The sequence below is a fragment of the Sulfitobacter sp. R18_1 genome (genome assembly GCF_017743915.1).
GTDB classification, from domain to species: domain Bacteria; phylum Pseudomonadota; class Alphaproteobacteria; order Rhodobacterales; family Rhodobacteraceae; genus Sulfitobacter; species Sulfitobacter faviae.
On sequence record NZ_JAGHRG010000007.1, the window covers coordinates 226343 to 237630 of the forward strand.

Genomic DNA, 11288 nt, shown 5'->3' on the forward strand with positions numbered 1-11288 from the left:
CGCGGCGTCGCTCCATAGTCGACCCGGCCTATTCCAAGCGCCGGGCCGACTATCCTTTCGAGACGCTAACTAGCTGTCCGCATTAATGAAATATCGATTTTAGAGGCGCATGATCAGGGACAATGCAAACCTCCAGCCCGATGGGAAACTCCGATGAAAAAGCTCGCTGCCAGCACTGCCTTTTGCCTGATCGCCGCCACCCTCTCCGGCGCGGCAAATGCTAATGATTTCGCCCGTTTCGACAGCCGCAAGATCGCCGTCACCGGCCTGAACTTCGCCCTGTCGCCTTCCGCCTCGGATGCGCGGATCCACCTCAACCGGGGCATGATCCAGACGCCTGTCAAACATGCTCAGGCCCGCCGCAAACTGACCCTGCCCCCGCGCGGCGGCCCATCGGCGGCGGTGCGCCATGTCATCGCCTCGGCAGAGGCGGGCGCGAAAGGCTATGACGCGGTGCAGCATGGGGCGCGGATCAAGCCGCCCAAGCGCCCCACAAGCATGACCATCGGCGAAATCTATCGCTGGATCAAGGCAACCCCCGGCCAGCCCCATGCCATCGGGCGCTACCAGTTCATCCCCAACACTTTGAAAACGCTCGTCGCCGAAGCGGGGCTAAGCAAGAGTGACCGGTTTACCCCACAGGTTCAAGACCTGCTGGCCGATCTATTGCTCGAAGATGCGGGATTCACCCCCTTTATGAAGGGCAAGATCAGCCGCCATCGTTTCATGGAAAACCTCGCCCGCATCTGGGCCGGGCTGCCCACTTCGACGGGCCGGTCCTATTATCACGGCCATGCGGGCAACCGGGCTGTCATTACTTGGAACGAATTCGACAGCCATATGAAAAGCATCTTTGAAAACACGGCACGCGGCACCTCCTGACCGCGCGCCCCACTCTCTCTCTCTCCGTCTCCCTCCAGGCCAAAGCGCGCGTATTTTCGCCGCTTTGGCCACCTTTTTAGCCGCGGCGCTGCATCTCGCGCGGCATTTCCGAGAAGATTTCAGGCCCATCGGCGCGTAGGATCACGATCTCTTCCAGACGCACGCCGAATTTGCCTTCCAGATAGATGCCCGGCTCGATTGAGAAAACACTGCCTTCGGCCAGAACCGCATCGGAGTTCGCGGCGATATAGGGCGGCTCATGGATGTCGATGCCAAGGCCATGGCCGGTGCGGTGCAGGAAGTGTGCGCCATAGCCCGCCTGCGTGATCACATCGCGTGCGGCACGGTCAATCTCGCGTGCCGCGACGCCGGGGCGGGCAGCATCAAGCGCGGCCTGTACCGCCCGCTCGACCGTGGCGAAAACTTCCTCGTACTCGGCATCCGGCGTGCCGAAAAAGCCGCTGCGGGTCATATCCGAAGGATAGCCGTTCAACCGGCAGCCGGTGTCGATCAGCACGGCCATGCCCTGCGCCAATGCCGTATCGCCGGGGTAGTGATGCGGGAAAGCGCCGGATTCGCCGAAACAGACCGAGCAGAATTCAAGGCCCGCGCCATTGGCTTTGTAGTGGTCCTGAATCAGCGCCACGACCTCACGCTCGGTGATGCCTTCTTTCAGCGCGGCAAAAGCGGCCCGAACGGCGCTGTCGTTCAACAGATGCGCGGCTTTGATCGCGGCATATTCTTCGCTGTCCTTGCTGGCGCGCAACAGACCGACGGTGTCATCGGTAAAGCGGCGGCGCGGATGATCGAGCGCATCCAAAAGCCGAAGGGCGAAATCCGTGCGCATGGTCTCATCCAGCACCACCGACAGGCCCGGCGCGGTGGCCCCGCAAGCCTCTAGCAGTTCGGTCAAGGCGGCCTCCGGCCCCTGATCGTCGCTCCATGCATGAAACGGCAGATCGGTGTCCTTGCGCGCGGCGGCGGCGTTCAGGGCGGGCATCAGAAACCCTGCGTAATCGGCGCTGACCAAAAGCATCACCGGGCGTTCGTCGCCATGGGGATGCACGCCAGATAGCCACGCCATATGGCTTGACGGGCCGAGGGCAACAAGATCGGTGCCCGTCTCGGCCATGCGCGCACGCAGGTTGGCAAGGCGGGTATCGAAGGGGGAGGAAGCGGACATGGGCAAAGACCTTGGTATTCAAAAAGGGGTATTGGGATGCGCGGGCCGAGGGGAGCCCCCGGGCCCGCGCAGGGATCAGGGAAGCGGGATCAGCCCTTTTCCACCAACCGGTAGAAGACGAAATCCGATGTCGCGCCGTTCACATAGCCGGTCACGTCATCGTCCATCGCCACCTGATAGGCCGCTTGGAACATGATCACGATGGGCGAATCCTTTTGCACCTTCTGCTGAAGGTCGCGGTACATCTCGAGCCGCTTTTCCGGGTCGGCTTCGGACAGCGCCGCCATGGTCTGCTTGTTTAGCTCTTCCGGCACGGCCCATGCGTTGCGCCATGTGGTGGTCGCGGCATAGGAGTCGTCGGAGTTGTCCGAGTTATAGGCAAAGGCCTTGGCATTGGAATGCGGGTCCATGAAGTCGGGGCCCCAGTACAGCAACATCGCCTCGTGGCTGCGCTCACGGTACTTGGTGATGACCTGACTGCCAGTGCCGGGCAGGATCTCGAAGTTGATCCCCGCGTCGGCAAAGCTCGCCTGAAGCGACTGGGCCATGTCGGTGAACGGCGCCGCGTTGATCACGTCGAGCGAGACGGTGATCGGCGTCTCGATCCCGGCATCGGCGAGGATTTGCTCCGCCTTTTCAGGATCGTAGGTGAAAGGCGTCTCGTCGAACGAGCCGGGGAAGCCCTTGGGCCAGAAGGCCTGGTGCACGTCCATTTGACCCTTGATGATCGAATTGGTCATGCCTTCGTAATCCACCAGATAGCGGGCGGCTTCCCAAACGGCGGGCGGGGTCAGGCTTTCCGTCTTTTGGTTGAACGACAGGAAATGCACCGCCGCCTGCGGGTAGGTTTCGACCTTGATCTCGGCATTGTCGATCGAAGCGATCTGGTCCGGCGTCAGGTTGCGCGCAAGGTCGATATCGCCCTTCTCAAGCAGCAACTGCTGGGTAGCGGATTCGGCCACATGACGGATGATCACGCTGTCGAGCGCGGGCGCGCCGTTGAAATAGCCCTCATTCGCGCTCATCCGGACCATCTGCGCAGGCGCATAGCGGTCGAGCTTGAAGGGGCCGGAACCGGCGGAGTTTTCGTTCAGCCAAGCATTGCCCATGTCGCCGTCGACTTCATGCTCTTTCACCAGCACGCTGTCGACGATGGAGGCAGGGCGCGCGGCGAGCACGTTCAGCACAAAGGCCGGGGAGAAGTCGCCGTCGTATTTCACGGTGACGGTATTGCCCTCGGCCGTGACCATCTGGTCGATGTTTTCAGCCGTCCAGCCCAATTGGGTCAGGATGAAGGCCGGGGTAAGGTTCAGCTTGATCACGCGTGCGAAAGAGAACAGCACGTCATCCACAGTCACCGGGTTGCCGGAGGCGAATGTCGCGCCGTCACGCAGGGTGAAGGTGATCGTCTTGGCCTCGGCATCGGCTTCCCAGTCAGAGGCCAGCCCGGGTGCGAGCACCGTGGTGTCTTCGGCGTCATATTGGACCAGACGGTCGTAAAGGTTGGTGACCAGTTCGCCAGAGGTGAACTCATAAGCCTGCGCAGGGTCGAGCGCCACGATGTCGTCGATGTTCTGCGCCACGACAAGCACGCCTTCGGGCGTGTCGGCCAGGGCCAGCGGCGCGGCCAAGGGCAGCGCCAGCGCGCTTGCCAATAGGGTTGATCTAAGTGTTCTCATGGAGGTCTCCTTGTTGGATCGTTGAAGTTGGAATGTCATTTGCCCAGCGCGCCTAGGCTTTCTTGATCAGTTCAGGCAGCTCGATGGCACCTGCCCGGTTCAGCACGGCCAAAGTGCCGGTCCAGAGGATACGCGCAGTCGTGTCGGTTCGGTTTGCCCAAGCATGGGGAAGCTGGCCGCTGTAATGCAGACAGTCGCCCGCGCTCATGCGGAATTTCTGCCCGTCGAGGGTCTGCTCAATCTCTCCCTCAAGGACAAAGACCATCTCTTCGCCCTCATGGCTCACCGTCTCAGATTCGTAGCCGGGCGGGACGTGAAGCAGATAGCTTGACAGTTCCGCGCCGGGGAAAGTGGCGGCAAGGCTTTCATAGGTCAGTGATGAATTGGCCAGCGCGAACTGCGTGCGCTCATTGCCACGGGTCAGCCCGTCCGAGGGTTTGGGCGCGGCGATGAAATACTCCAAAGCCACATCCAACCCATCGGCGATCTGCGCCAGCGTGCCGAGGGACGGCGTGGCATTGCCCCGCTCTACCTGACTGAGATAGCCCATCGAGACGCCGGATTTGTCGCAGAGCATTTGCAGCGTCATCTGCATCTGCTTGCGCCTTTTGCGGATCGCGGCACCGAGGTTCGGCTCGGGCTTGGCTTTGTCGCGCGGCATCTTGGTCATCTCCCCTGTTCTGTGCCGACGTTACAAAAAATTATTTTGTCTGGCAAAAAAATTTTTGCAAATGGCGAAATTTGTTTTATGCACAAAGCATCCAGAACGGTGCCACCGCACCCTGAGGCCGCGTGTCGGCGCAGGAAATGGCTTGCTTATCAATGGCATCGGCGAAGGAAGGGAGGGCGTGGCCCGTGAATACGAATATGACAAAAGCCCGCAGGCTGGCGCAGGGGGTCTCCTCTCTCGGCGGTTTTGCGGTGGTGACCCTGCTCACCTTCATCGGGCTGATGGCGATCACATTTTTCATCGGGCGGGTCATTCCGATTGATCCGGTGCTGGCCGTGGTCGGCGACCGTGCGACCCAAGAACAATATGACGCCGCCCGTGTGGCGATGGGGCTGGACCGGCCCCTGATCATGCAATTCTTCTCCTATGTCGGCGATGTGTTCCAAGGCGACCTCGGACATTCCGTCTCGACCAACCGGCCCGTGGCGCAGGACCTTGCCCAGGTCTTTCCCGCCACGCTTGAGATGGCGACGCTGGGCATTCTGATTGGCATCGGCCTTGGCGTGCCCTGCGGTGTCTGGGCCGCCGCGCGACAGGGCACTTGGGTGGATCAGATCATCCGCGTCTTCGCGCTGCTGGGCTACTCGGTGCCCGCCTTCTGGCTGGGGCTTGTCGGACTTGTCATCTTCTACGCCAATCTGGGCTGGGTCGCCGGGCCCGGACGTGTCGATATCTTTTACGAAGGCATGGTCGAGCCGCGCAGCGGGCTGATGCTGGTGGATTCGGCCCTTGCTGGTGAGTGGGACATCTTCTGGAACGCGCTGGATCACCTGATCCTGCCTGCGGCGATCCTCGGGTTTTTCTCGCTCGCCTATATCGCGCGGATGACGCGCAGCTTCATGTTGGACCAACTAGGCCAAGAGTTCATCACCACCGCCCGGGTCAAGGGCGTGGCCGAATGGCGGGTGCTTTGGGTGCATGGGTTCCGCCCGATCCGCGTGCCGCTGATCACCGTGATCGGCCTGTCCTATGCCGCCCTGCTCGAAGGGTCGGTGATGATCGAGACGGTCTTTAGCTGGCCGGGCATCGGCAATTACCTGACCGTGGCGCTGCTCAACGCCGATATGAACGCCGTGTTGGGGGCGACGCTGGTGATCGGCGCGGTCTTCATCCTGATCAACAAACTTTCGGATGTGCTCTACCGCATCCTTGACCCGCGCAGCCGCTAGGAGGCCGTCATGACCACTGCAAGAAACTGGCTTTTGGACGACTCCCCCGCCTCGAAATTGCAGGCGAATATGGGCAACGCCTATCGCATGCTGCTGCAATTGCTGCGCAATCCGCTAGCGGTGGTGGGGGCGGTGATCCTGCTGATGCTGATCCTCGCCGCGCTCTTCGCGCCTTGGATCGCGCCGCAGAATCCGCTGGGGCAGAACCTCGACGCCCGGCTGCTGCCGCCTTCGGCGGCGCATTGGATGGGCACGGATGAGTTGGGCCGCGACATTTTCAGCCGCGTGATCTATGGCGCGCGGATCACCCTAATGATCGTGGCCTTGGTCGCCATCATCGCCGCCCCTCTGGGGCTTCTGATCGGTGCGATCTCGGGCTATTTCGGCGGCTGGACCGACAGGGTCCTGATGGGGGTTACGGATGTGTTCCTGTCCATGCCCAAGCTGATCCTCGCGCTGGCCTTCGTCGCCGCCCTCGGGCCGGGGATCGAGAATGCCATCATCGCCATCGCCATCACCTCTTGGCCCGCCTATGCGCGGATCGCCCGGGCCGAGACACTGACCTTCCGCAATTCCGAGTTCATCTCGGCCATGCGCCTGCTCGGCGCGTCTCACGGGCGGATCATCACGCGGCACGTGCTGCCGCTGTGCACCTCGTCGATGATCGTGCGGGTGACGCTGGATATGGCGGGGATCATCCTGACCGCCGCGGGCCTTGGCTTTCTGGGCCTCGGCGCGCAGCCGCCGCTGCCGGAATGGGGCGCGATGATCTCGCGCGGGCGGGCCTTCATCTTGGATCAATGGTGGGTCGCGACGATGCCCGGCTTTGCGATCATCCTTGTCTCGCTCGGCTTTTGCTTTTTGGGCGACGGGCTGCGCGACGTGCTCGACCCCAAACAAGGAGGCAAATCATGACCGCGCCCCTGCTGGAACTTAAAAACCTCTCCGTCAGCTTCCCCACCCCCAAGGGCCGGGTCGAGGTGGTCAAGGGCCTGTCCTTCACCCTCGGCCGTGAACGGCTCGGGATTGTGGGCGAAAGCGGCTCGGGGAAATCCATGACCGGGCGGGCGATCCTGCGTTTGGTGCGTCATCCGGGGCGGCAACAGGCCGATGTGATGCGTTTTGACGGGATCGACCTGCAAAGCCAGTCGGAAAGACAAATGCGCAACCTGCGAGGGGCGCGGATTTCGATGATCATGCAGGACCCAAAGTTCTCGCTGAACCCGGTGATGACCGTGGGCGCGCAGATCGCCGAAGCCCTGCTGACCCACGAACGCCTCGCCCGGCGCGATGTGAAAGCGCGGGTGCTGGAGATGCTGGAATCGGTGCGGATCAACGAGCCCGAGCGGGTGATGGACCTTTACCCGCACGAAGTCTCAGGCGGCATGGGCCAGCGGATCATGATTGCCATGATGCTGATACCGCGCCCCGATCTTCTGATCGCAGATGAGCCGACCTCGGCGCTGGATGTGAGCGTGCAGGCTCAAGTGCTCGACCTCATCGACGAGTTGGTGCGCGACCACGGCATGGGGCTGATCCTGATCTCCCATGACCTCAATCTCGTTGCGCGCTATTGCGACCGGATCCTGGTGATGCACGCAGGTCAGGTGGTGGAAAGCTGCGCCGCCGCCGATCTGCACAAGGCCAGCCATCCCTATACCAAGGGCCTTTTGGCCGCGGTTCCGAAAATGGAAGAGACGCGCGATGAACTGCCCGTCCTCGACCGCAGCGCATGGAGCGGCACATGAGCGCGATTACACTCAAGAACCTCGACATCTCCTATGGGCAAACCAAGGTGGTCACCGGGGTGAATATCGACGTGGCCGAGGGCGAAAGCTTTGCGCTGGTGGGCGAAAGCGGCTCGGGCAAGTCCACGGTGCTCAAGGCCATCGCGGGGCTAGCCCCCGATTGGACCGGTGAGATTTCCGTGCTCGGCCAGCCGCGCGGCCACAAGGTCGACCGCGCTTTTGCCGGGCAGTGTCAGATGGTGTTTCAAGACCCCTATGCCTCTCTCCATCCGCGCAAGACGGTGGACGGCGTGCTGTCCGAGCCGCTGATGATCCACGGCCTCGGCAATCGCAGCGCCCGCGTGGTGGAGATGTTGCAGGCCGTCGGCCTCGACAAACGTTTCCGCTTCCGCTTTCCGCATCAGCTCTCCGGCGGGCAGCGGCAACGGGTCGCCATCGCGCGCGCGCTGATGCTTGAGCCCAAGGTGATGCTGCTGGATGAGCCGACCTCAGCGCTGGATGTCTCGGTTCAGGCGGAGATTCTCAACCTGCTGAAACGGCTGCGTCGCGAACAGGGGCTGACCTATCTTATGGTCACCCACAATCTCCCCGTCGTCAGTTTCATGTGCGACCGCATGGCGGTGATGAACAAAGGCCGGGTGGTTGAGATCGCCCCGGCCAGCGCGCTGCATGACGGCAGCTTTACCGATCCCTATACCCAAGCCCTCTACGCCGCCTCGGGCGGCAATCCAGACCGCAAGGAAGCCCCATGACCGATACCACCGCCGCAATGCAACGCTTTCAGACAGCGCTTGAGCAGGCCACCACAGAAACGCAGGCTTTCGACGCGCTTTGCGCGCTGACCAAAGCCACCGTGGGGGCCAAGCTCTTTACCGTGATGACAGCGGATATGGACGCGATGCTGGCGCGGCGCGTCTATACCGACGACGCTGAGAATTACCCAACCTCCGGCACCAAAGAGATCACCATCGACACTTGGTTCGAACAGGTCCACGGGCGGCAGGAATGCTTTGTCGCCAACACCTTGGCCGATATCGACGCGGTCTTTCCCGATGCGGAACTGATTGGCCGTTTGGGCTGCGCCTCGGTCGTGAACCTGCCGATCATCATCGGCGGCAAGATGGTTGCCACGGTCAACATCCTGCACGAAGAGAGCTATTACACCCCCACCCGCGTGGAACAGGTCAAAGCACTGCTGACTCTGCCCGCCATCGCCACCATGGCCGTGGTGCGGCAAATGGGCTGACGCCCGGAGCGGGCACTGCCGAAAGAAGGCCGTCGCAAAATTGCGGCGGCCTTTTTGACTTGCGGCCCCGGCCAAAGGCCGCCACCATCCCGGCCAAGACGGAACCCATCGGGCATAGCTAAGGTTAACCTTATGAACATGCCCTAGGAGGAATGGCTCATGTGGACTTACGAACTCTTGATCCTGATCATGGCCGCGGTGGCGGCCCTGGCATTCATGGCCAAGCAACGCCCCCAGCCTCGGAAGGTCCGCGCAATCGCCCCCCGCCCCCGGGCGAACAAATTGCATAACCGCCGGTATTGAGGCGTCATCGCGGTTAGAAGTGCCGCGTTACGGGCACTCCCGCGATTCCGCACTCGGCTTTCGGCCCCCGTCCTTGTCTCCCCGTCGGTTTCCGCCATGATGCTGGCAAAACCGGAGGGAGCCGACCTTGGACACCATTGAATATTTCTATTCCGCCCATTCCGCCTATGCCTATCTGGGGCATCGCAAGCTCTTGAAGATTTGCGCGGCCCGCGGTGCGCGGCTGGTGCATCGCCCCTTTGACCTCAGCCCCGTGATCGCCTCAGGCCGTGTGGACCACTTTCGCGGTTTCACGCCGCATTACATCGCCTATTTCTTTGGCCGAGAGATCGAGCGTTGGGCGCAGTATCGCGGCCTGGAAATTCTCAACCACCGCCCGACCCACCACGACAACCCGCTGAACCTTGCAAACGGCTACCTGATCGCCGCCGCTCAGGCGGGGCGGGATGTCGACGCGCTTTCTTTTGCGATTCTTCAGGCCCATTGGCGCGACGATATCGATCTCGCGAATCCCGCGCATCTGCGCCGCGCGACTGAAGCGGTCGATTCTGAGTGCGACGGGCTGATCGCACGGGCGATGGAAGAGGATGTGCAGGCAATCCACGCGCAAAACACTGAAGAGGCCGTTGCCCGCGGCATCTTTGGCTCGCCCAGCTATTTTCTGAATGGTGACATGTATTACGGCCAAGACCATCTGGAACTGATGGATCACGCCTTTGACCAGCCCTACCGCGACACGGGCTTCTACAACCCGCCGCGAGACGGATAAGACGCCCCAAAAACGCCGTGTTCTTCAATGTTGGGTAGTGGCGGACCGAGGAGGATTCGAACCCCCGACCCCCTGATTCGTAGTCAGGTACTCTATCCAGCTGAGCTATCGGTCCACTGAGCGGGGGTTTAGTCTTAGCCCCGGGGAGTTGCAAGCCCTCGTTTTAAGGAAATGCAATTTTCTTCAAAAATCTACAGGGCGCCGTCCCCCTTAGGCAGTGTTATGTCAAAAACCGTGCCTTCCGGCCCGCTGTTGCGCAGCGCAAGGCTGCCGCCGTGGCCGCGCACCAGTTCGGAGGCGATCACCAGCCCCAAACCTGAGCCACCCTTACGCGCCCCGCCCTGAAAGGCGGTGAAGAGATGCTCCCGCGCCTTGGGCGGCAGGCCGGGGCCGGAATCGCTAACGGTGATACACCATGCCTCGCCCATATCCTCGGCCCGCAGATAGACGTCGCCCGGCTTGCCGGTGGCGGTGATCGCCTGCCGGGCATTGCGCATGAGATTGGCCAGCACGCGGTACATTTGCTCAGGGTCCGCGCGCACGGTGAGATTCGCGGGAATATCGGCAGCAAAGCGCACGATGCTTTCAGGATCGGCAAGGCGCTCGCCGTCGATAACCTCTTCCACCAGTTCTTCGAGCGGCATGAGCGTCAGCGTCGGCCCCGGCTCTTCGGCCTTGCCGAAAGCCAGCGTCGATTCGCATAGGTGCACCGCCCGGGTGATCGACCCCACAAGCTTGGGCGCCATGCGTTTGACGGTCGGGTCTTCGGACATTTCGATCCGGTCGGTGAACAGTTGGGCGGAGGTGAGGATGTTGCGCAGATCGTGACTGATCTTGCTGACGGCACTGCCCAATTGGGCCAAACGCTCTTTCTGTTTAAGCGCCTGCGTGAGGTCGGTTTGCAGCTTCTGAAGCGCCTCTTCGGCCTCGCGCAATTCTGTCACGCTGGCGGAGGGTTCAATAATACGCCGCGCATCTTCGGGTGCGGCGGCATAGCGCTGCATATGTCCTGCGACCCGTTTGATCGGTTTCAGCAGCAAGGCCCGCATGGCAAAGAACAAAAGCACCGCCGTGATGACCGAGATCACCGCCGAAAGGATGAGGATGCGAATCCCGTAGTCGAGCATGGCGACACGCATGGGCGCTGTCTCCATCGTGACCTCAATCAGCAGCCCCGCTTCGCGCACCGGCGCGCCGATCACGCGGACCACCTCATTCCCCGGGCGGAACAGCCGCAGCATCGCATCGCGGATCAAGACCGTCGCCGAGGCATCGCGCAGATCATAGGTCTGCGACACCATGCGCGGCATGGGGGAGGCCAGCACCAATTGCCGCGCCTCATCCCGGCGCAGCACCACGTTGAACACCTCGGCGTTGCGCAGCAGCTCCTCTTCCAACTCCGGGTCGAGCATATCGTCGGCCAAAAGCGCCAGCGACGCGATCTGCGCCCGCTCCAACCGGGTCAGCATATATTCCTCGCGGAACCGCGCGATGGAGGGGACAAAGATCAGCACTTCGGCCAGCATCACAAAGATGGTGGTGAGGATCAGCAGACGGCCAGAAAGCGAGTGGATCATGG

The 11288-nt window shown here is 61.9% G+C and carries 11 protein-coding genes and 1 tRNA gene; 7 read left to right on the plus strand and 5 right to left on the minus strand.

Going from position 1 to position 11288, the window contains the following annotated elements; translation table 11 throughout:
• Positions 1–153: 153 nt before the first annotated feature.
• Positions 154–882 (plus strand): hypothetical protein, encoded by a 729-nt coding sequence (locus J7392_RS15265; protein ID WP_209218353.1) that lies wholly within the window; start codon positions 154–156, stop codon positions 880–882.
• 76 nt (positions 883–958) lie between these two features.
• Here J7392_RS15265 and J7392_RS15270 read toward each other — a convergent pair whose 3' ends face one another.
• The 3 genes from J7392_RS15270 to J7392_RS15280 form a co-directional block, all read right to left on the minus strand.
• Positions 959–2065 carry a Xaa-Pro peptidase family protein gene (locus J7392_RS15270; protein WP_209218354.1) on the minus strand — a complete coding sequence of 369 codons (1107 nt, stop codon included), beginning with the start codon at positions 2063–2065 and terminating at the stop codon, positions 959–961.
• Positions 2066–2154: 89 nt separating this feature from the next.
• Positions 2155–3744 (minus strand): ABC transporter substrate-binding protein, encoded by a 1590-nt coding sequence (locus J7392_RS15275; RefSeq protein WP_209218355.1) that lies wholly within the window; start codon positions 3742–3744, stop codon positions 2155–2157.
• Between the two features lie 52 nt (positions 3745–3796).
• A complete protein-coding gene (locus J7392_RS15280; RefSeq protein WP_209218400.1) occupies positions 3797–4405 on the minus strand; it encodes a cupin domain-containing protein in 609 nt (202 codons plus the stop codon).
• Positions 4406–4611: 206 nt separating this feature from the next.
• Between J7392_RS15280 and J7392_RS15285 the strand changes: the two genes are divergently transcribed.
• The 6 genes from J7392_RS15285 to J7392_RS15310 all read left to right on the plus strand — a co-directional run bounded on the left by J7392_RS15285 (position 4612) and on the right by J7392_RS15310 (position 9709).
• The gene (locus tag J7392_RS15285) at positions 4612–5643 is read left to right on the plus strand and encodes an ABC transporter permease (protein ID WP_209218356.1); all 1032 of its coding nucleotides are present in this window, start codon (positions 4612–4614) and stop codon (positions 5641–5643) included.
• 9 nt (positions 5644–5652) lie between these two features.
• Positions 5653–6558, plus strand: coding sequence for an ABC transporter permease (locus tag J7392_RS15290; RefSeq protein WP_209218357.1), 906 nt, complete (start codon positions 5653–5655; stop codon positions 6556–6558).
• The gene (locus J7392_RS15295) at positions 6552–7391 is read left to right on the plus strand and encodes an ABC transporter ATP-binding protein (RefSeq protein ID WP_348540706.1); all 840 of its coding nucleotides are present in this window, start codon (positions 6552–6554) and stop codon (positions 7389–7391) included. The genes J7392_RS15290 and J7392_RS15295 overlap by 7 nt, the downstream gene beginning before the upstream one ends.
• Positions 7388–8143 carry an ABC transporter ATP-binding protein gene (locus tag J7392_RS15300; protein ID WP_209218359.1) on the plus strand — a complete coding sequence of 252 codons (756 nt, stop codon included), beginning with the start codon at positions 7388–7390 and terminating at the stop codon, positions 8141–8143. The genes J7392_RS15295 and J7392_RS15300 overlap by 4 nt, the downstream gene beginning before the upstream one ends.
• Complete coding sequence (locus J7392_RS15305) at positions 8140–8637, plus strand: GAF domain-containing protein (protein ID WP_209218360.1); 498 nt, start codon at positions 8140–8142, stop codon at positions 8635–8637. Before J7392_RS15300 ends, J7392_RS15305 begins: the two co-directional genes overlap by 4 nt.
• 430 nt (positions 8638–9067) lie before the next feature.
• Positions 9068–9709, plus strand: a complete 642-nt coding sequence (locus J7392_RS15310) for a DsbA family protein (protein WP_209218361.1) — start codon at positions 9068–9070, stop codon at positions 9707–9709.
• Between the two features lie 38 nt (positions 9710–9747).
• Here J7392_RS15310 and J7392_RS15315 read toward each other — a convergent pair.
• Both J7392_RS15315 and J7392_RS15320 read right to left on the minus strand, forming a co-directional pair.
• Positions 9748–9824: transfer RNA gene (locus J7392_RS15315), tRNA-Arg, on the minus strand.
• A gap of 76 nt (positions 9825–9900) precedes the next feature.
• A complete protein-coding gene (locus tag J7392_RS15320; protein ID WP_209218362.1) occupies positions 9901–11286 on the minus strand; it encodes a HAMP domain-containing sensor histidine kinase in 1386 nt (461 codons plus the stop codon).
• Positions 11287–11288: the final 2 nt, after the last annotated feature.

Excerpts from the sequence above, each read along its gene's own strand:
- J7392_RS15265 (WP_209218353.1), top strand. The coding sequence starts at position 154 with ATGAAAAAGCTCGCTGCCAGCACTGCCTTTTGCCTGATCGCCGCCACC.
- J7392_RS15270 (WP_209218354.1), bottom strand. The coding sequence starts at position 2,065 with ATGTCCGCTTCCTCCCCCTTCGATACCCGCCTTGCCAACCTGCGTGCG.
- J7392_RS15300 (WP_209218359.1), top strand. The coding sequence starts at position 7,388 with ATGAGCGCGATTACACTCAAGAACCTCGACATCTCCTATGGGCAAACC.
- J7392_RS15285 (WP_209218356.1), top strand. The coding sequence starts at position 4,612 with ATGACAAAAGCCCGCAGGCTGGCGCAGGGGGTCTCCTCTCTCGGCGGT.
- J7392_RS15305 (WP_209218360.1), top strand. The coding sequence starts at position 8,140 with ATGACCGATACCACCGCCGCAATGCAACGCTTTCAGACAGCGCTTGAG.
- J7392_RS15320 (WP_209218362.1), bottom strand. The coding sequence starts at position 11,286 with ATGATCCACTCGCTTTCTGGCCGTCTGCTGATCCTCACCACCATCTTT.
- J7392_RS15280 (WP_209218400.1), bottom strand. The coding sequence starts at position 4,405 with ATGCCGCGCGACAAAGCCAAGCCCGAGCCGAACCTCGGTGCCGCGATC.
- J7392_RS15290 (WP_209218357.1), top strand. The coding sequence starts at position 5,653 with ATGACCACTGCAAGAAACTGGCTTTTGGACGACTCCCCCGCCTCGAAA.
- J7392_RS15275 (WP_209218355.1), bottom strand. The coding sequence starts at position 3,744 with ATGAGAACACTTAGATCAACCCTATTGGCAAGCGCGCTGGCGCTGCCC.